This window comes from Paenibacillus nuruki (assembly GCF_001721045.1).
Taxonomy (GTDB): Bacteria; Bacillota; Bacilli; order Paenibacillales; family Paenibacillaceae; genus Saccharibacillus; species Saccharibacillus nuruki.
On record NZ_MDER01000039.1, the window covers coordinates 62320 to 82432 of the forward strand.

Here is a 20113-nt window from a genome sequence, read left to right on the forward strand (position 1 = left end):
CATTCCATGTTCCAAAGTTGTAATTGAACCAGTAGAAGCGGGTAAAGAAGTAAAAATGAGACCAGATAGACCCAAGCATAAAGTAAGTGTGCATAGAATTTTTTTCATTAATAAACTCTCCTTTAAATAATTATTTTTTTATGCCTATTCCATGTTCTAAAACTTGGATAGGCATTCGCAAATCTGAAATTAGAGCAATAACATTAATTAGCCCTAAAAATAAAGTTAGCAAAATCATAGATTTTTTCATCCGTACCAACTCCTTTTAAAAGGGACTCATACTCAAGTAATTGAGTCTCTGATGCAAAAGCTTTAATTTGTTCTATAAAGGCTATAACATCTAGAATTTTATTTTTACTTGATATTTTGATTGCTAAATTTAAACTTTTCAATAGATTACTAATGCAATCACTATACAAGTTCTTTTTAGCAGAATATATAGCTAATTGATAATGAAAATTGACATATCTGTTAATGACAGCTACTTTACTATAATGGTTTTCTGAAGATTCATCATATTCCAAATAACGTTCAAATTTAACCAGAAGATTATCTACATCAAATCCATGCATATTAGCAGCTTTTAAGATAATAAACATTGCGGGTAAGATTTCAGCAGGATGATTTTCTAAGAAATTCACATAGGCAGGTAAAACATCTGTATTTCCCATTAATACTTCAACTAGGTACATATTCGCAGTTGCATAATGAGATAACCTTTTAATTTCTTCTTTTCCATCAGCATCTAATCCTTTAAACCAACTTAAATCCATATATTTATGAATATATGTTTTGGATTCTTCATACCTGCCTTTGTGTTCTAATGCTACTCCTTTAATAAGATAAGATTGTCCATAATAAAATACTAATGGTCTTTCTGTATCCAAAGCAATATAATTATTGCTTTCTTCCATTTTCTTTTCTTCATTTTTGTAAATAGTTTGTATAATAGATATTAACTCATCAGCACATTTTTCCACGATATTCCAATCTTGTAGCACATAATAAATATTTGATAATGCTAAAAGACCATCTAGCATGAAATTTTCTGGCAGTCGATCACGAAATGTCTCAAAACGTATAGCTGCTCTAAAGTTCTTCTCTGTGTTATCACCAATCGAAGCTCTAAAAACTCGATAATGTGCAATAGCTAATCTTTCAGAATGCTGATGCTTTTCATTCTCAATTACGCACTCATAAAAGGGCAACGACTCTTGTACCTTACCTTCAGCATACAATTCTTCAGCCAATCCAAAGATTGATATCGTATTGTTCAAATCCTCCATCAAACGATCAAGAACTTCTTTGATACAATCATATCTGCCAATCTCTGTACAACGCAATAAAAATGCCTTGATCCGACGCCAGTCTGCTTTTTCATTAATAAAACATTCGTCCACATAATACTCATACATCCAGCCTTCTGCATGACCCAAAGCTTCTGCCATCAAGTCTAACTGCCGAATAGAAATCGATTTTGGAGGATTACCATTCAAGATCCCGCTGATGATACCACGGTTGATTCCAGCCTGTTTACCGAAGCTGCTTAATGAATGACCTTTTTGTCGAATTCCTTTTTCAATCTCAAGCCGTATGGTTGTGGTGTTGGTAATCATAACCGAACACACCCCTTTATGTTGAAAGTTTCCCGTTGTTGCGCCCCAGTAAGCCCATGAAATTCAAATTTATTACATTATACATTACGCTTTGAACGGGGGTCAATTACTTTTAATCAAATCTTCAAAATTTAGGAATCACAAAAGACATAGTTACCATGCAAGGAAAGTCATGGTTTCTATGTCTTAGGGGTAACTTAATTTCCATTTTTAGAAATCAGTCGAAGTTTTTTAAACAGTTCAAGACAATCTAATATTCTGCTTTTATTATATTTAGTAACAGTCGATTCTAGAGCAAGCAGAATCTTTTCAAGCTTATCATCATACTTTCCTTTATTAGATTGGTAAAGTGCCAATTGATAGTAAAGATTGATATAACGACTAACTCCTGTTTGTTCTGTATATTCAGTATCTTGATTAATGTATTGAATAATATCGTTAGGATAAATAATTTCACTAAACTTATCAATTACATGATTAACATTATAATCGTGAATATTTGCTGCTTTGATTGCCATATGCAAGCTTGCTAATATTTCTTTGGGATGTTGCTCAGTTAACTCAATGTATTGATCTAGTCTTGAAAAATTGCCTTGTAGCAATTCGATATTATGTTTATTAAAAATAGCAAAAAGCTTAAATCGTTCTACTTCGAAAAGCCCTGCTTCATCTAATCCTGGGAAGCCACTCAAATCAGCAAATTCATCGATACAAAGAAGTGCCTCATCATATTGCTCGGTGTACTCTTTTACAACAAATTTCATAGAATATGAATGAGCATAATAATAGACTAAAGGAAGTGGAGTGTTTATTGAATTGAACATGTTTTTCTCTTTTTGCTCTTTAATTATTATTTTTATTAGTGCAATCAATTCATCAGCATATTGCTCACCTAATACCCAATCTTGAGTACCATAACAAATAATAATTAGTTGTAATAAAGCATCTATGGTTAGCTCTACAGGAAGTTTATTGCGGTAGGGACTAAACTGTATAGCCAAAAGTAAATTATTTTCAATATTTTTATTAATGGATGCTCTAAATATACGATAATGACTTATGGCCATTCTTTCGCTATGAGATTGGCGTTCGTTTTCTATAACGCATTTATAGAAAGGGAAAGCTGCTAATATTTCTTCCTCTTGAGTTAAACTTTCTGCGAATTCAAATATTGGCGTAATATATGAAACATCTTCCATTAAGCCATTTAATGTTTGTACAATTAATATGTGCTTTTTTAACTCTACACAACGAACCAGCAAAGACCGAACACGTCGCCAGTTGGCTTTACCATCTTCGAAACATTCATTCATAAATTGCTCATATAACCAGCCCTCTTTTTTTCCTAATGCCTGAGTCATTTGATCTAACTGCTTGATCGATATGGGTTTGGGAGGATTACCGTTCAAGGTGGCGCTTAGTATGCCTCGATTGATACCAGATATCTGACTAAAATGGCTAAGAGAATGTCCTTGAAGATTAATCTCTTTTTCCAGTTCATCACGTAAAGTTGTCCGATAATTCATTGATTTCACCTCTGTGGTATGTCAGACAAATGAAGTTAAATAGTTAGCACAATAGATAGATTATTCTTTATGTTCTCTAGGCATTTCACGCAACTTTTTGAATAATGCCAGACAATCTATAATACGTCCACGGTTATACTTTTCGACTGATGTTTCTAGGGCAATTAGAATTTTTTCGAGCTTTTCATCATAGACATTACGATTGCATTGATACAGAGCCAGTTGGTAGTAAATGTTGATATAACGGCTAATTCCAATCGGAATATCTTTATAATGATCCCTTAAAAATTTACCATGATGAATATAATCTAAAATATCATTTGGATAAATAATGTCGTCATAATCAGCAAGAATATCATCAATATTCATATTATATTTATTGGCTGCTTTTGAAATGATCACTAAACTAGGCAATGCTTCACCGGGATGAGCTTTTAGTAATTCAACATAATCAACTAATTTATCTGTATTCCCCGTTAATAAATCTAAATTCAATTCATTGAATACAGCATATAATTTAAATTTTTCGACATCTTCTTTTCCGATGTCATCTAAACCTTCAAACCAGCTCAAATCGGCAAACTTTTTCAAATAAGGTCGAGCTTCATCGTACTTTTCCATATGTTCTAACGCCACAAATTTCATAAGATGGCTTTGTGCATAATAAGTCACCAGTGGTCTTTCTAAAAGAACCGTTGTAACAGGTAAGTTCTTTTTTCTTCTTTTACATTCTTGGGCGTAGATAATATTAGATAACACATTCAATTCATTGGCACAGTTTATAACCATATCCCAATCCTGAATAGTGTAATAGATATTGGAGAGTTGTAGTAAAGCTTCCAGTCTCAAATGATCGGGTAAGCGATTACGAAAAGGATGAAAAACCATAGCCAGTCTAAGATTATTTTCGATAATCGGACTGGTTCTTGCTCTAAATAGTCGATAATGACTGATGGCTAACCGCTCAGAATGATAATTACGCTCATTCTCGATCACACATTCATAAAAAGGCATCGCCACAATGGCTTGATTTTGCTCTACTAATTCTTCTGCGAGATCAAATACATGAGCGACATGGGCAGGATCTTCCATCAATGAGTTTAAAATATCACCGATTAGATCATCACGATTGAGTTCGATGCAACGGAGTAGAAGTGTACGAACACGTCGCCAATTCGCTTTATTTTCTTCTGAAAAGCATTGTTCTACAAATAATTCGTATAGCCAGCTTTCCGGTTTGCCCAGAGCTTTAGCCATAGCATCTAATTGAGTGATCGACATGATTTTGGGAGGGTTTCCGTTCAACGTAGCACTCAAAATACCACGATTGATTCCAGAAACCTTACTAAAATGACTAAGCGAATAACCCTGCTTATGCATTTCGGACTCAAGTTCAGTAATTAGGGTTATTCGATGCTTCATGCAGATCACCTCGATGTAGTAGGGTATATGTTAAGGCATGGAACGAATGACATTTTGGAGTAAAGAAGTATAGTTTAAATTGAGATTCATATTGCATTTACGTAATGATGTATCAAAGCGTTTAATCGTATTTTGAAGTTTAGTAGACTGACTCGCATGTCTCGATTGATAGACAGCTAACTGGTAACACATATTTGTATACTGATTGTCTGCCACAGATTTTCTTTTCGCTGAATGATCCATATATAAGTTCGTTGTAATATGCTCATGGAATTTTTCGATAATATGATCAACCACAATATTGTATTGATTTGCAGTACTTAGAATCGTCAGCAACCCCGGAATCGTTTCCTTCGGATAGTTTTCCAAAAAGGCAACATAACTATCCAGTACACTAAAATTCCCTTTATATAACTCGGTACAGTAGCTGTTGCCTTGAGCAAATATTTTGAAGTGTTCTACTTCTTGTTGTCCGCACTCATCCAGATCGTCTAACCAACTCAGATCACTGTATTTCCTAATATATGTTGTTGATTCTTCATATTGTCCTACTTTTTGATAAAATGTGGACTTCATAAGATACCCTTGTCCATAGTAAACAACGAAAGAACGCTCACTTTTGAGATTATGGTATTTCTTTTCTTTATAAAGTCGATTGGATAATTCGATTAAAGCATCTCCGCACTTTTCCATCAGTAACCATTCGTTAGCGGTATAGTACACATTTGCCAACTGCAACCAAGCATCTAATTGCATATAAGAAGGCAGACGATCACAGAAAGCTTGGAAAGTCACAGCCGCTATAAAGTTCTGTTTAATATCGCGTTTAATCGAATAGCGGAAAATACGATAATGACTGATCGCCAGCCGTTCTGCTTGGTAGTTGCGCTCATTACTCACGACACATTCATACAACTGCATAACACTGTCACTCGGATTATCTACAATGAGTTCTTCAGCCAATTCAAAAACGTGATTAAGATAGGATATGTCTTCAAGCAACAAGCACAAAATACGATCAATCAAAACGTTTCGATTCAGTTCAATACAACGGAATAGGAGTGCGCTCACACGTCGCCAATTCGTTTTACCTTGTTCGTCAAAGCATTGTTCTACAAACAGCTCATACAGCCAACCTTCTGGCTTGCCCAAAGCAGTATTCATTGTATCTAACTGATTAATCGACATCGGTTTGGGAGGGTTTCCATTCAATGTGGCACTTAAAATGCCACGATTGATTCCAGAAATTTGACTGAAACGACTAAGAGAATAACCTTGTCGGGAAATCTCATTTTCTAACTCCGTACATAAGGCTATTCGGTTGTCCATACAGCTCACCTCTTGACTGTTGTATTAAGGCATCGAACGAATAAAAAGTTGTAGTAAAGACGTATAGTCCATCGTACGGCTCATATTGTATCTACGTAATGACATATCAAATGTATTCAATGTATTTTTCAATTCTTTAATATTTCTTCTATTTTTGATTTGGTAAAGAGCTAATTGATAGCAAAAATCTGTAAACATTGCATTGTGAGTAAATTCATTATAGTAACCACGCTGGAATGTAACTTCAGTAGAAATTTTAATAGAAAAACGTTCTAAAATATCATTGATTATAATATTATGTTCATTAGCAGCTGTCAGAATAATCAATAGGCTAGGGAGCCATTCGGTAGGATAAGATTCTATAAAATCAGCATATTCATATAAGCAGTTTATTTCTCCTAGTAAAAGCCTTAAATTATATTGGTTAGCCTGACCGATAACTTTGAATTTTTGTACTTCATGCTTACCAACAGTATCTAAATATTTAAACTCACTAAGATCAATATACTGATCAATATATTTTAATCCTTCTTTATATTTTCCTGTGTATTCCATAAAAATAGACTTCAATAAATAACTTTGCCCATAATAAACAACCAAATGTCTTTCGGTTGACAGAGGGACATAATTCTGACTTTGCTGATCCATTTTTGTACATTCTTCCTCATATACTCGATGAACCAATACACTCATCTCATCGGTTACTTGTTCCATCAGATCCCATTCTTGCACGGTGTAATATACATTTGCCATTTGCAGCAATGCATCTAATCTCAAGTGATCTGGAATACGATCACGATAAGGATAGAACAAAGTCACTGCTGATTTATTCCGTTCAATATCCTCACTTAACTGAGCACGAAACAGTCGATAATGACTGATTGCCAGACGCTCCGCATGTTGCTGACGTTCGTTCTCGATAACGCATGTATAAAAAGGCACACTATTATCTAATTGTCCTTGAATCACTAGTTCCTCAGCCAATTCAAAAACATGTGGCACATAACGGTAATCTTCCATTAACAAATATAAAGTCCGCTGAATCAAAACGTTTCGATTTAATTGAATACAACGGAGGAGTAAAGCACGAATGCGTCTCCAGTTTACTTTTTGATCTACAAAACATTCTTCTACATATTGCTCATATAACCAGCCTTCCGGTCGATCGAGAGCGGCTGCCATACGATCTAGCTGGTTGATCGATATTGATCGAGGTGGGTTGCTATTGAGTGTTGCACTCAATACGCCACGGTTAATCCCTGATATTTTTTCAAACTGCGTTAAATTGATTTGTTTGTCTTGCAGTTCTTGCTCAATATGAGAGCGTACTGTATCCAGTGTGCTCATAAACGGTAAGCACCTCCGAAAAATACAATATTCCTTTTACGATTCCAGAAAATGATAGTTTTTATTATTCTATAAGTTACTTAAAATGTCAGAGTACCTTTTTTAGTAACTTAGTATAAGGGTTCTATTGACCTATAGAATTTGGGAATAAACACTCACGGATTACAAAAAAAGGTTGTGATTACAAAATAAAAGAATCCGTTTTTTGAAAACTCCTGTAATAATAAGGATACAAGTTACTTCACTACTGACCTATAAACGGACACGTAGAAGTACAAATGTTGGCTGACAGGATCTCACTACAATCCTATATACCCTAAGCTCATAAGCACGCTAGAAATAACATTAGTAAAGTAGCTTGTAGATGTAAATAGCTGTCCTATAGAAATATGGAAATAAATAGAAATACTCTAGCAAGTAAACGTAGTGAGTCCGAAGAATTCTGTAGCAACATACCACATAAGTAGTAAATTAGTTGATATCATAGAACACCTAAACATTCCCTAAATGAATAGAGAAGACCAGAAAAGAGCATGATCGCCTACAGATCACGCTCTTTTCTGGCGTTTAATGACTGTTTTGTTGAATTTCAAAATATTTCCAAAACATATCTTCTAAAATGGTTTTAAATGGATATTTTTGTGGTATATTCTATAAGCTGTTATTTTATATCTAACATGGAGGCTTATGAATGAACAGAGTCAGCATAGCGTTTACCGATTGTGTTAAAAAGAAAATGATTTGGAATCTGATCCCGGCGATGATTATCTTTTTAGTGTGGATGTATGGTATTCATGTCAGTGTCTACGAAGCCATAGGATCTGCTGTTATTGCAGTCATCGTATTAACGATTGGTGATATGATTTCTAGTTATTTTTTGGCGACACATTCAATACGAATCATCGTGCACATTAAGCGACTACTCTAACTTCTATTCTTTCTTCACACTATAAATGAACCTACCTTTCTTCCTATACTATGGAAAAGTTAAAATAAATCGTTGTTTACAAAAAACCAAAAAGCACTGTTTTAAAAACATGTGTCATACTCGGTGGCAAGAGTAACAAGGAGATACGTTATTCTGCCCGGTGATGCGCCCCACGTAGAACTGTGCAGCGTCAATCTAGAACAGATAAATAGCTAAATGATAAAGAGCATCTTGATCTCGGAAATATACCGGATTAAGGTGCTTTTTGTTTCAGTAAGAGAGCTGTGGCTTATTATGAGAGAAGAGACTATTTCTTTGCTGAGATCAACTGACAAACTCAAAAGGGAAATTTGGTTTTTTTGATAACTTGTGGGAAAATATAGAGGCACAGTGGTTTCTATAAATACTGTAGATTTGCAAAACTAGAGGTCTGCTTCAAATTGGTTTATGATAAATAGGAGGTGATCGATATGAGTGCATTCAAATCATGGTTAAACAGTACGAAAAGCAACTTGAATGATCAGATGAAAAAGTTCAAAAATAAGGACTTTTTAGAAGCGATCGTAGCAGGTTGTGCTCTTGTAGCGGCAGCAGATGGTAATATCAGCGCAGATGAAAAGCAAAAAATGGCAGGTTATATCGGACGCAATGAGCAATTGAAAGTGTTTGATATGAGCTTGGTGATTGCTCGCTTTAATCATTATGTAGAAAATTTTGAATTTGATGCGATTATCGGTAAGCAAGAAGCGCTTAAAGCGATCAGTAAATTCAAAAGCAAACCTGAAGAAGGTCGATTGTTGATTGGTGTATGTAGTGCAATCGGTTCAGCTGATGGTGACTTTGATCCTCAAGAGCAAGCGGTTGTACGCGAAATCGCGACAGTTCTTGGCTTGAATGCTTCTGAATTTGGACTGTAAGTCGGGTAAGAATGAAGGCAGTTTCAAAAAAGTTGAAACGATTCTCCGGTAATAACAGTATTACATATCAGTATTACAAAGGAGGTCATATCATTTTATGAGTATCAGCTTAGTCAAAGGTCAAAAAATTGATTTAACCAAAGGCAATAGCGGTCTGAATCAACTGGTGGTTGGTTTGGGTTGGGATCCCGCAGAAACGCAATCTAAAGGATTCTTCGGTATGAAAAAAGCAAAAGCAGATATCGACTGTGATGCTTCAGCGATTCTGTTGGATGCAAATGATAAATTGACCAAAGCTACCAACTTGGTCTGCTTTCATAACTTGACGAGCGGTTGTGGTTCTGTCAAACACAGCGGCGATAACCTAACTGGTGAAGGTGCAGGAGACGATGAGCAAATCCATATCGATCTTTCTAAAGTACCTGCTGATGTGAATAAAGTGCTCGTTGTGGTTAATATTTATCAAGCAGAGCAACGCAAACAAGATTTCGGTATGATTTCGTCTGCTTATATTCGTATTATGAATGGACAGAATCAACAGGAATTGGTTCGCTTTAATCTGACGGATGATTATTCCGGTATGACAGCATTGATTACGGGTGAAATTTACCGTAACGGAGCAGAATGGAAATTCAACGCAATCGGTCAAGGAAAACAGGCCGCACATATCGATATTTTGGCTCGCCAATATTCGTAATCAGTAAGCGTTATCTTCAACAGCAACTCCAAATCATACACATGGAAAGAAGGAATTGAACATGGGAATTAACTTATCTAAAGGACAAAAAGTAGATTTAACGAAAAGTAATCCAGGATTGGCTAAGATCACTGTAGGTCTTGGTTGGGATACAAATAAATATGATGGCGGCGGAGAGTTCGATTTGGACGTATCTGTATTTTGTGCGAATACTGAAGGTAAAGTATCTAGCGAGAAAAACTTTATTTTCTTCAATAATCCTCAAAATGAAAATGGTTCTGTCGTACATACAGGCGACAACCGTACAGGCGCAGGCGATGGCGACGATGAGCAAATTAAAGTAGACATCCCGAACGTACCTGCTGATGTAGACAAAATTGCATTTACAATCACAATCTATGAAGCAGCAGCTCGTAACCAAAACTTCGGTCAAGTATCTAACGCTTACGTTCGTATCGTAAACGATGATAACAACGAAGAATTGATCCGCTTTGATCTTGGAGAAGATTTCTCTATCGAAGCAGGTGTAGTTGTTGGTGAATTGTACCGTCATGGCGCAGAGTGGAAATTTAACGCAATCGGTAACGGCTACAAAGATGGTCTTGCAGGATTGACACGCGACTACGGCTTACAATAAACCTTTGGTATCTAGCGTTTGGCAGTAAAAACGCGACCAAGTGCAATGAGAAAATGATTTTTGCAAAGCAAAATATCTTACTTCCAGCGTTTGGCAGTAAAAACGCGACCAAGTGCAATGAGAAAATGATTTTTGCAAAGCAAAATATTGTAACATTTTCTATCTTTTAAATAAGCTGTCAACGAGGCGGAGCGCATAGCTCCGTTTTGTTTCAGTCTCATACGTAGTATGACATTACAGTGATGGTAAGGAGTGAACAGAGGATGACCATTAATTTATCCAAGGGGCAACGGATCGACCTTACGAAAACAAATCCAGGACTAACACGTGTTGTGGTAGGTCTGGGCTGGGACACGAATAAATATAGCGGTGGTAGCGATTTTGACTTGGACGCTTCGGCATTTTTATTGCATGAAGATGGCAAAGCCAAAACAGAAACGGATTTTGTATTCTACAATAATCTAACGACCTACAATGGTGCTGTTACGCATACCGGAGATAACCGAACAGGTGAAGGTGACGGGGATGATGAGCAGATCGTTGTCGATTTCAGTAAAGTGCCTGCTAGCATTTCGCGTATCGGAATTACCGTTACGATTCATGATGCTGACGCACGTGGACAGAATTTTGGACAGGTAAGTGCTGCTTTTGTACGGGTAGTCAATGAAGATAACAATAGTGAAATTTTGCGCTTTGATCTAGGTGAAGAATTCTCTACAGAAACAGCAGTAGTGTTCTGTGAGTTCTACCGCCAAGCAACAGATTGGAAGTTCCAAGCGATCGGTAGTGGATTCTCAGGTGGACTGGCAGCATTGTGTCAGAACTACGGATTACCAGTATAATCCTGTTGTCTCAACAAATAAGGCAAAAGCATGAACTATATATGAATAGGGTGGGTTTCCTGCCCTATTTTTTTTAACTCGTCACTAGCATTTAATGCTAAAATAGGAAAGAACAATGGACCATTTACGTCATAAATTACGGGGTTAAACAATTATGAGTGTAGCTATTGTTAAAGGACAAAAAACAGACATAACCAAAACAACACCAGGGCTTCAACAGCTTATTATTTCGCTGGGTTGGGAAGCACCTGCTTCATTAGAATTAGATACTTCTGCTTTTTTGCTTCAACAAAATGGAAAAGTGAAAAGTGATAATGATCTTATTTTTTATGGTAACCCGGGCAATTCTTTTATTACTTATGTTGAAAATGCGACAGGCAGCGATGCTCGTCAATTTAAAGTAAATGTAGGAGCGATTCCGCAAGATATTCAAAAAATTGCGGTAACGCTGACCATTTACAATAGCGATAAACCGACAGAAAATTTTAGTCAGGTGAATCGTACGTACTTACGTTGTACCAATGAAGCGACAGGTGCAGAGATTTTTCGCTATGATATCGATTCCCAATTTTCATCCGAAACTGCGATTGTGGTAGGGGAACTCTATCGTTATCAGACAGAATGGAAATTCGCAGCAGTAGGAGCAGGTTATTTTGGTGGACTTAAAGAATTATGTGGTAGTTATGGTGTTGAGGTAGAAGATACACCTGCTCCCACACCGCCACCAACACCACCAGTACCTCCTAAGCCTGTTTCGCCACCACCGCCGCCTCCTGCACCAGCTCCAATACCGGCGAAGCCGATGAATCTTAATCGACCATCGACTCCACCTCCTGCTCCTCCAGCGCCAACACCAGCTCCTACGCCTTCAGTAAACTTAAATCTATCCAAGATTGAGCTTAAGAAAAAAGGCGATGTGATTAATCTTCAGAAAAAATCGGGTGGTACCCTCGGGGAATTACTGATCAATCTGAACTGGAATCGTCAGGAGAAAAAAGGATTATTCAAACGTAGTTCAGGAGTCGATCTGGATCTAGGTTGCTTGTATGAATTACAAGATGGTGATAAAGGTGTAGTTCAAGCGCTCGGTAATTCTTTTGGTTCTTTGACAAATTGGCCTTTTGTAGCGCTAGACGGTGATGATCGAACAGGTGCTATAGCAGGTGGCGAAAATATGCGGATTAACGGTAACAAAATATCCGAAATCAAGCGTATTCTGGTCTTTTCTTTTATCTATGAAGGTATTACACGTTGGACAGATGCCGATGGTGTCGTAACTATTTCTCAACAAAATGGCCCTGATATTATTGTGCGTCTAGACGAGGCAGATAATCGCAGTCCGATGTGTGCGATTGCAATGATACAAAATGTGGGTAATGAAACTTTTAGTATCGAAAAGTTGGTTCAGTATTTCAAAGGTCATTCGGATATGGATCGTGCTTTCAATTGGGGCATGCGCTGGAAAGCCGGTAGCAAAGATTAGGCTATCGCTATAGATGATGATAATGAACATACACAGAATTTACACAAATCGGTATTACAAGTGTTGATACACCTCTAAAATAATTAGAATGTGGACATCACGCTTAACACACGAAGTGTATATGGAGGACGATGTATGGACTGGTTCAGTAATTTTTTTCAAAGTATTGCTGATAACTACGGTCACTTCTTCTCATGGAGTGAGATTGCTGCAACTCTATCCGATCCAGTGAGCTGGGGAGTTATTGCAAGTCTTGTACTATTAGAAGGATTATTGTCCGCTGACAATGCGCTTGTGTTAGCCGTTATGGTCAGACATTTGCCACCGAAACAGCAGAAAAAGGCTTTGTTCTATGGTATTCTCGGAGCCTATCTTTTCCGCTTTCTGGCGATTGGTCTTGGAACGTATCTGGTTACATTTACAGCAGTCAAAGTCATTGGCGGATTGTATCTGTTCTATATTGCGTACAAAGGATTATTCAAAGGCGGAGACGAAGACGAAGTACAGAACAAGCCAATGTCTTTCTGGAAAACCGTATTAATGGTTGAAATGATGGATATTGCATTCAGTATTGATAGCGTCGTGGCTGCTTTTGGTATCAGTAATGAAGTCTGGGTACTATTCCTGGGCGGTATTATTGGTATCTTGATGATGCGTGGCGTTGCTCAATTGTTCTTGAAACTGATTAATAAGTTCCCTGAACTTGAAAAAACCGCTTTTATTTTAATTGCGATTATTGCAGTCAAAATGATTGTAGGCGCATTTGGTTTTGAAATTTCTCAAGTGTTGTTTTTTGCAATTCTTATTGTGGTGTTTGTAGGAACGATGGTCATCAGTTCGATTCGTCGTAAAAAAGAACAGTCTTAATCAGGATTGCTGCTACAACAGATTGGATGATCCCTCCTGCCTGCACAATAGGAGGGATTTATTTATTATACGGCGGCTTAACAAGCTCAAGTTTCGGTGCAACAAAGGAGGAGACTTATGCGTTACTTTAATTATTTATCGCTTGAAGAAGAACAGGAATTGTTCTATTCAGCACCGATTCATTATAATAACTCTTCCGAACAGGAACTATTGGCGTATGCCGTAGGCGCAGCACTATATTGTCCTGCAACACGTCCCACAATTGCTAGAGATATTTTGACAGAGCGGCATCAAGGATTGACTTCATGGGTACTTGATCTAGAAGATGCTGTTGGAGATCATCAGGTAGCAATGGCTGAAGAATTATTAGTACAACAACTGACACAACTGTATATCCAATTACAGCAAGAACAGGTGCATAGAGATCGGTTACCTTTGTTATTTATTCGTGTACGCAGTATTGGGCAATTAGAGCGAATGATCGACCAGTTAGGCGAAATGATGAAGTTGATCACAGGCTTTATGTTACCCAAATTCGATCCTGAACAAGGATTGCAATATTTTCAAGCGATCGCACGTTATAATCAGGAGAAAGATATTTATGCTCCTGTATTGTACGGACTGCCTATCTTGGAGACAGCTGCTGTGATCTACCGTGAAAGTCGGGTCGAACATTTATTAGCGATCAAAAAAATATTAGATACGTACAAACCGTATGTACTGAATGTACGGATTGGTGCGACTGATTTCTCCAGTTTATTCGGATTACGTCGTAGTCCAGATATGACAATTTATGATATTGCGCCTATTCGTGACTGTATGTCTGATATTATTAACTTATTCGGTCGCATGGATTCGCCATATGTAATTTCAGGGCCGGTATGGGAATACTTTGCCAATGGTGAACGTGTACTCAAACCGATGTTGCGTCAATCGCCTTTTGAAGAAGCGCTTGGTGATGATGGACGTAAGTTACGGAAAGAGTATATTAATCGTCATGTGGATGGATTGATTCGCGAAGTCATTATGGATAAAGAAAATGGAATTATAGGCAAAACGATTATTCATCCAACGCATATTGGTCTGGTACAATCACTATATACAGTGACCCGCGAAGAATTTGAAGATGCGGAAAGTATTATTCGTAACAACAATGGCGAACTTGGAGTATTCAAAAGCGGCTATGCTAACAAAATGAATGAAATCAAACCTCATTTAAATTGGGCGCAAAAAATTATAGCAAGATCACAAATTTATGGGGTGCTACATGAACAACAACATTTCATCTCTCTTCTCTCAGAGCAAGAACAACGTATATACGTATAAGATTCTAAAAGACTTAACGGTAAACGTAGAAGTGCAACATAATCCTTTTCAATTAGAGTTAGATCACTTATTTACGATGGCAGCACGTATTAATCCTAAGCGCTCGTTTTTATTTGTCAGCAAAGTATTAGGCAAACATCTGGCGGTTGATCCTTATTTGTCATTGCTGAGTGGAGCAGTTCTATCATTGTTACTTTACAATGATATGCGGGAACAATCTGATCCGAAGATAACAGCGTTACTTCCTCGTATTCTACAAGCGATGTCATCCGGTGAAGGCTTGGCAGAAGCCTATCATGAATTGATGAACCTAAAGCTTGTTTTACCTGCGCCTGTATCGTTTATTGGCTTTGCTGAGACAGCGACAGCGTTAGGTCATAGTATGTATCAAGTGTTTGATCGGGGAGCTCAGTATGTACATACGACACGGCATGATATAGCCGGTCTATCCTCGGTAATTACATTTGAAGAAGAACATTCTCATGCAACAGCTCATCGCTGTTATGCCCAATCGGAAGGTATGATTACAGGCAACGATCCGATTATTTTGGTAGACGATGAGATTACGACAGGCAAAACAGCCCTTAATATTATTCGGGAAATTCATGCTGAATATCCACGTGATACGTATTATGTTGCTTCGTTACTGGATTGGCGAGAAGATGCTCATGTTCAGCGATTTGCTGATCTAGAACAAGAACTGAATATTACGATTACAGTGCTATCATTGATCAAAGGACAGATTACGGTGGATGGACAACCAAGTCTGACTCATGATCCGATGACACTGCATGAGCAATTAGCAGATATTCCGGTAGATATGATTTATTTGGATCATCTGTTTGCACAGCAAGAAGGATATGCCTCTATTGATGGACAGGGTCATCAGAATCGTGCTTCATTGATGACAGGTACAGGACGATTCGGTATCGGTGCACATGATAATCTATGCAACACCATCAGTATAGAAAAAGCTGCACAATCACTTGTTGAGCACAGAACCGGTCAACGGACATTATGTCTGGGAACCGAAGAATTTATGTATATTCCGATGCGAATCAGTAGTGAAATGGGCGATGGCATTAAGTTCCATTCCACAACACGTAGTCCGATTTATCGTTCACTCATGCCGCATTATAGTATTCAGACAGGAGATACCTTCCCCTCTCCCGAAGATAGTAGTGTAACCAACTTTGTATATAACATTCCGGAAGGGCATTATGATGATGTGTTTGTCTTTCTAGAACGCGATGTCCCTCAAGAACGTATCCAACCATTAATCGATGTATTACGCTCCAAGCTGTTCCAGCAGATTCATATCGTGATCTGTGGTCCTCAAATGGTGCAAGAGAAAGGGATAGATCATGACCGAACATAAACAAGAGCAATTGCTAGCATTCCCCTTACCACATCCAGAACCTCTTGGAAGCTACAGTCCATCCGATGTGATTTTCCTATTGAAAGATTTAAGTAATGTAAATTTAGAGCGTGGTACCGAGGAACGTGAAGAAGCGATCCAGACGGGAACACACTATTCGGAAATGTTACCTGTAGAATATCAACCAACTCCTGAATATATTCAGTTATTTCATGAAACGTTAGCCGAATCGGCTGAAAAAGTAGCTTTGGCTGCGGGTGTAGTGAGTGAACTGATTTTGCATAAACGTGGTCAAAAACTGGTTCTAGCTTCGCTTGCTAGAGCAGGTACGCCTATTGGTATCTTGATGAAGCGCTATTTGATGCAACAATATGGATTGGATGTTCCGCATTACAGTATCTCTATTATTCGCGGTAAAGGGATCGACGAAAATGCGCTGAAATATATTTTCCAACAACATGGCGCAGAGCAAGAATTACAATTTGTAGATGGTTGGACAGGTAAGGGCGCGATCCGTCAGGTATTGATTCAGGCTTGTGATCAATTTGAAAAAGATTACGGTGTTCGTCTGAATGATGATCTCGCTGTACTGGCTGATCCAGGCTTCTGCTCGGATACGTATGGCACACGCGAAGACTTTTTGATTCCAAGTGCTTGTCTGAACTCGACCGTATCTGGATTGATGAGTAGAACGGTACTACGTGACGATCTGATTGGTGAACATGATTTTCACGGTGCTAAATTTTATAAAGAATGGTTAGATAGCGATCTATCCAATGTATTTGTCGATCAGGTATCTTCTTATTTCCCTGCTATCGCTGAAGAAGCCAAAAAACAAGCGCAACAATTGCTTGATACGCCTGAACCGATTACATGGCAAGGGCTAAGTGATATTCGGTCGATTCAAGATCAGTATGGGATCGAAGATATCAATCTAGTGAAACCGGGCGTAGGAGAGACGACACGTGTCTTATTACGTCGTGTACCGTGGAAAATTCTTGTTGATCGTGAAGACAATCCGAATCTGCGTCATATTTTGCTGTTGGCTCAAGATCGTGGTGTGCCTGTCGAAGTCTATCCGAATCTAACGTATTCTTGCTGTGGCATTATTAAGCCAAGGCAGGGGGAAAGCGAATGATCTATGCTAGTGATCTGGATCAGACGTTAATCTATTCGGTACGCTCGATGGGAATGGATGTCGATCTATCGGTGATGCAACCTGCGGAGACGTACAAAGAACGGATTATTTCTTATATTTCCATAGCAACTCTTCAACAATTGCAACGTGTAGCTCAGCAGATCACTTTTGTCCCGGTCACGACTCGTACACTCGATCAATATGCACGTATTCATATTTTTCAAAATAACGTAATTCCTCAATATGCGATTACCAGTAATGGAGCAAATATTCTAGTCAATGGAGTGGTTGATCAAGCATGGCACGAGCAGATTCTGGCAGATGTGTATGCCAAGTCGGCTCCTGCGGCAGAAGCATTAGCTATATTCCATAGCGTATCTGATCCCAGCTGGATCGTAGCTGAACATTTCTGGGAAAGTACATTTTATTCTATTGTGGTGGATCGTGAGCTGATGCCACTGGATACTGTGCTTGCTCTTCAACCGCAATTAGAATCGTTAGGCTGGGGGATGTCGGTGCAAGGACGCAAAGTGTATCTGGTTCCTTTTCCAGTCAGTAAAAATCGGGCGATTACTGAAGTGAAGCAACGAGTAGGCGCTTCGAAAGTAATTGCTTCAGGCGATTCGATTTTGGATCGTGGCTTACTGGATATTGCAGACTATTCGATCGCTCCTGCTCATGGTGAATTGTATCGTGAATCGGTAGCTGAGCCTGCACTTCGTCATTATTCGTTTACATCTAAAGCAGGCATTTTTGCCGCAGATGAGATTCTGCAATATGTAGTGGCTACATTAGATACAGAAGGGAAAGTCAGCTATGAGTCATAAAGTACGGGTCTGGTTCAATCGTTGGTTTGCTGTCGGATATCATTATATGAATAATATTCGTCATAACCCGGATGGACTGGAATTTGAAATTTACGGTACACATCGGGATGCAGAACATGTTTCGTTTCAAGCTTGTGATTATACAGAGATCGAACCGGCGCTACCGGGTGATGAGTACGTAGCGTATTGTCTGGATTTCTGTAAGCGTCATAAGATCGATGTCTTTGTTCCACGCTGGCGGATGATCAATATTGTGAGAGCGATTGCGTCTTTTGAAGCGATTGGTGTCAAAGTAGTAGCTTGTACGAATCTAGAACTACTGGATGTGATCGAAGATAAAGGTAACTTTTATCGTTCAGTCGAGCAGAATGGTCTGATGGTTGTGCCTGAATATCATCTAGTGCATAATGTGGCAGAATTCAAGCAAGCGTATGATGATTTGACTAGCAAAGGACTAGGGGTATGCTTTAAGCCTACTCGTTCAGAAGGTGGACTGGGATTCCGCGTTATTCAACCGAATTATAATGCTTTAGAGGAATTGCTAGACGTTCCTAATGTTAATATTTCGTATGAGCAAACGGTTCAGATCTTATCTTCTATTGAGTCTTTCCCTGAGCTTATGGTTATGGAAGTACTAGAAGGGCATGAATATAGTATCGATTGTCTGGCTTCTCCAACAGGAGAATTGTTAGCGGCTGTCCCTCGCCGCAAAGCCGATGGCGGACGTGCACGTTTACTTGAAAATGTACCGGAATTGATTCGACTTGCGGAGGAAGTGGCGCAGTTCTATAAGATTCCGTATAATTATAATTTACAACTGAAGTACCAAGGCGATATTCCCAAAGTGTTAGAGATCAATCCTCGTATGTCTGGTGGATTGCATATCTCCTGTCTGAGTGGTGTCGACTTCCCTTATTTAGCTGTCAAATTAGCATTAGGTCATGCTGTAGAAAAGCAGAATCCAGAGTTTGGTATTCTAGCGAGCTATGTAGAGCAACCTGTATTAATTCGTAAATTGGAACAATCTTGACTATAAACCGTATGTTATTAGATATGTTATTCAATAGCGCATTGTGATTTTAGACGAAAGGCAGGCGAACCGTAATGACGTTTTGGAAAACGTTTGGTAAATCAACCGTAGGTGGTATCGTAGGTTATCTAGCAGGAATATTAGCAGGATTTTGGTTTACAGAAGACTATATTACATTAATCTTCCCGGTTGTAGGGACGTTAGCTGGTGTGGTCTGGGCGAAGCTAAGCAGTAATCCTACCGCTAATCTAGAGAAACCACTCGCAGAACCTGTTCATGTACAAGACACGCTCACAACCGATCAACCTCTTGTGCCGACCCTTACAGAAGAACGTCCTGCCAATCGTCTATCTTCCTCTAGCCCTACACCTGTTGTGGAACAAGAAGCCGTACCGCCGATTTTTCAACCGGTGCTAGAATATTTAGCGGTATTAGAAGATATGGTCATCTCTGAAGGGCAGAAAGACAATCTGGATAATGAGATTGTTGAAAAGTCCTGTTCGTTGTTTTTACGATTACAACGCGTATTGCCGATGCTAGGTGAGCTTCATAATGATGAGATCAACCATACGGTAAAACGACTGGTGCTGAAAGATTTAAACAGTATCATTAATCCCTTTTTGCGACTCAGTGGTGAAGCCAAGTCCAAAAATAGACGTGTATTACTCGATGGTATTCGAGATGTAGATAGCCGAATTACACATATCGTCAAAACGATAGAACATAAAGACTTGATGGAGTTACAGACAAGGGCAGAACTTCTTCACCAACGCTACTCCTGATTGACGGTACAATATCTATTT

Annotated in this window: 18 protein-coding genes; 13 read left to right on the forward strand and 5 right to left on the reverse strand. The window is 38.5% G+C overall.

Features of this window, described 5'->3' with window-relative positions:
- Positions 1-203 precede the first annotated feature (203 nt).
- The 5 genes from PTI45_RS11365 to PTI45_RS11385 form a co-directional block, all read right to left on the reverse strand.
- Positions 204-1616, reverse strand: coding sequence for a DNA-binding protein (locus tag PTI45_RS11365; RefSeq protein WP_069327698.1), 1413 nt, complete (start codon positions 1614-1616; stop codon positions 204-206).
- 197 nt (positions 1617-1813) lie between these two features.
- Entirely contained in the window at positions 1814-3142 is a 1329-nt protein-coding gene (locus tag PTI45_RS11370) for a hypothetical protein (RefSeq protein ID WP_069327699.1), read from the reverse strand.
- A gap of 60 nt (positions 3143-3202) precedes the next feature.
- Positions 3203-4564 (reverse strand): transcriptional regulator, encoded by a 1362-nt coding sequence (locus PTI45_RS11375; protein ID WP_069327700.1) that lies wholly within the window; start codon positions 4562-4564, stop codon positions 3203-3205.
- 30 nt (positions 4565-4594) lie between these two features.
- Positions 4595-5893: a hypothetical protein gene (locus tag PTI45_RS11380; RefSeq protein WP_069327701.1), complete on the reverse strand. Its 1299-nt coding sequence runs from the start codon at positions 5891-5893 to the stop codon at positions 4595-4597.
- A 24-nt stretch (positions 5894-5917) separates the two neighbouring features.
- Positions 5918-7240, reverse strand: coding sequence for a helix-turn-helix domain-containing protein (locus PTI45_RS11385; RefSeq protein WP_069327702.1), 1323 nt, complete (start codon positions 7238-7240; stop codon positions 5918-5920).
- Positions 7241-7931: 691 nt separating this feature from the next.
- Between PTI45_RS11385 and PTI45_RS11390 the strand changes: the two genes are divergently transcribed.
- From PTI45_RS11390 to PTI45_RS11450, 13 genes are all read left to right on the forward strand, one after another.
- Complete coding sequence (locus tag PTI45_RS11390) at positions 7932-8168, forward strand: hypothetical protein (RefSeq protein WP_069327703.1); 237 nt, start codon at positions 7932-7934, stop codon at positions 8166-8168.
- A gap of 470 nt (positions 8169-8638) precedes the next feature.
- Positions 8639-9085 (forward strand): tellurite resistance TerB family protein, encoded by a 447-nt coding sequence (locus PTI45_RS11395; RefSeq protein ID WP_069327704.1) that lies wholly within the window; start codon positions 8639-8641, stop codon positions 9083-9085.
- Between the two features lie 97 nt (positions 9086-9182).
- The gene (locus PTI45_RS11400; RefSeq protein WP_069327705.1) at positions 9183-9782 is read left to right on the forward strand and encodes a TerD family protein; all 600 of its coding nucleotides are present in this window, start codon (positions 9183-9185) and stop codon (positions 9780-9782) included.
- Between the two features lie 61 nt (positions 9783-9843).
- A complete protein-coding gene (locus PTI45_RS11405) occupies positions 9844-10419 on the forward strand; it encodes a TerD family protein (protein ID WP_069327706.1) in 576 nt (191 codons plus the stop codon).
- 263 nt (positions 10420-10682) lie between these two features.
- On the forward strand, positions 10683-11261 hold the full coding sequence (locus PTI45_RS11410; RefSeq protein WP_069327707.1) for a TerD family protein: 579 nt from the start codon (positions 10683-10685) through the stop codon (positions 11259-11261).
- Positions 11262-11415: 154 nt separating this feature from the next.
- The gene (locus PTI45_RS11415; protein ID WP_069327708.1) at positions 11416-12744 is read left to right on the forward strand and encodes a TerD family protein; all 1329 of its coding nucleotides are present in this window, start codon (positions 11416-11418) and stop codon (positions 12742-12744) included.
- A gap of 135 nt (positions 12745-12879) precedes the next feature.
- On the forward strand, positions 12880-13611 hold the full coding sequence (locus PTI45_RS11420) for a TerC family protein (protein WP_069327709.1): 732 nt from the start codon (positions 12880-12882) through the stop codon (positions 13609-13611).
- Positions 13612-13728: 117 nt separating this feature from the next.
- Positions 13729-14937, forward strand: coding sequence for an HpcH/HpaI aldolase/citrate lyase family protein (locus PTI45_RS11425; protein ID WP_083243478.1), 1209 nt, complete (start codon positions 13729-13731; stop codon positions 14935-14937).
- A complete protein-coding gene (locus PTI45_RS11430) occupies positions 14879-16315 on the forward strand; it encodes a phosphoribosyltransferase family protein (RefSeq protein ID WP_069327710.1) in 1437 nt (478 codons plus the stop codon). Before PTI45_RS11425 ends, PTI45_RS11430 begins: the two co-directional genes overlap by 59 nt.
- Complete coding sequence (locus PTI45_RS11435; protein ID WP_069327711.1) at positions 16302-17453, forward strand: cysteine protease StiP family protein; 1152 nt, start codon at positions 16302-16304, stop codon at positions 17451-17453. The genes PTI45_RS11430 and PTI45_RS11435 overlap by 14 nt, the downstream gene beginning before the upstream one ends.
- Positions 17450-18280 carry an HAD family hydrolase gene (locus PTI45_RS11440; RefSeq protein WP_069327712.1) on the forward strand — a complete coding sequence of 277 codons (831 nt, stop codon included), beginning with the start codon at positions 17450-17452 and terminating at the stop codon, positions 18278-18280. Before PTI45_RS11435 ends, PTI45_RS11440 begins: the two co-directional genes overlap by 4 nt.
- Positions 18270-19310: an ATP-grasp domain-containing protein gene (locus PTI45_RS11445; protein ID WP_069327713.1), complete on the forward strand. Its 1041-nt coding sequence runs from the start codon at positions 18270-18272 to the stop codon at positions 19308-19310. The genes PTI45_RS11440 and PTI45_RS11445 overlap by 11 nt, the downstream gene beginning before the upstream one ends.
- A gap of 74 nt (positions 19311-19384) precedes the next feature.
- The gene (locus PTI45_RS11450) at positions 19385-20092 is read left to right on the forward strand and encodes a hypothetical protein (protein WP_069327714.1); all 708 of its coding nucleotides are present in this window, start codon (positions 19385-19387) and stop codon (positions 20090-20092) included.
- Positions 20093-20113: the final 21 nt, after the last annotated feature.

Bases quoted from the DNA above. Each gene is read 5' to 3' on its own strand.
- PTI45_RS11370 (WP_069327699.1), bottom strand. From the start codon at position 3,142: ATGAATTATCGGACAACTTTACGTGATGAACTGGAAAAAGAGATTAAT.
- PTI45_RS11390 (WP_069327703.1), top strand. From the start codon at position 7,932: ATGAACAGAGTCAGCATAGCGTTTACCGATTGTGTTAAAAAGAAAATG.
- PTI45_RS11430 (WP_069327710.1), top strand. From the start codon at position 14,879: ATGAACAACAACATTTCATCTCTCTTCTCTCAGAGCAAGAACAACGTA.
- PTI45_RS11365 (WP_069327698.1), bottom strand. From the start codon at position 1,616: ATGATTACCAACACCACAACCATACGGCTTGAGATTGAAAAAGGAATT.
- PTI45_RS11450 (WP_069327714.1), top strand. From the start codon at position 19,385: ATGACGTTTTGGAAAACGTTTGGTAAATCAACCGTAGGTGGTATCGTA.
- PTI45_RS11405 (WP_069327706.1), top strand. From the start codon at position 9,844: ATGGGAATTAACTTATCTAAAGGACAAAAAGTAGATTTAACGAAAAGT.
- PTI45_RS11400 (WP_069327705.1), top strand. From the start codon at position 9,183: ATGAGTATCAGCTTAGTCAAAGGTCAAAAAATTGATTTAACCAAAGGC.
- PTI45_RS11440 (WP_069327712.1), top strand. From the start codon at position 17,450: ATGATCTATGCTAGTGATCTGGATCAGACGTTAATCTATTCGGTACGC.
- PTI45_RS11395 (WP_069327704.1), top strand. From the start codon at position 8,639: ATGAGTGCATTCAAATCATGGTTAAACAGTACGAAAAGCAACTTGAAT.
- PTI45_RS11375 (WP_069327700.1), bottom strand. From the start codon at position 4,564: ATGAAGCATCGAATAACCCTAATTACTGAACTTGAGTCCGAAATGCAT.
- PTI45_RS11410 (WP_069327707.1), top strand. From the start codon at position 10,683: ATGACCATTAATTTATCCAAGGGGCAACGGATCGACCTTACGAAAACA.
- PTI45_RS11420 (WP_069327709.1), top strand. From the start codon at position 12,880: ATGGACTGGTTCAGTAATTTTTTTCAAAGTATTGCTGATAACTACGGT.
- PTI45_RS11380 (WP_069327701.1), bottom strand. From the start codon at position 5,893: ATGGACAACCGAATAGCCTTATGTACGGAGTTAGAAAATGAGATTTCC.
- PTI45_RS11445 (WP_069327713.1), top strand. From the start codon at position 18,270: ATGAGTCATAAAGTACGGGTCTGGTTCAATCGTTGGTTTGCTGTCGGA.
- PTI45_RS11415 (WP_069327708.1), top strand. From the start codon at position 11,416: ATGAGTGTAGCTATTGTTAAAGGACAAAAAACAGACATAACCAAAACA.
- PTI45_RS11385 (WP_069327702.1), bottom strand. From the start codon at position 7,240: ATGAGCACACTGGATACAGTACGCTCTCATATTGAGCAAGAACTGCAA.
- PTI45_RS11435 (WP_069327711.1), top strand. From the start codon at position 16,302: ATGACCGAACATAAACAAGAGCAATTGCTAGCATTCCCCTTACCACAT.
- PTI45_RS11425 (WP_083243478.1), top strand. From the start codon at position 13,729: ATGCGTTACTTTAATTATTTATCGCTTGAAGAAGAACAGGAATTGTTC.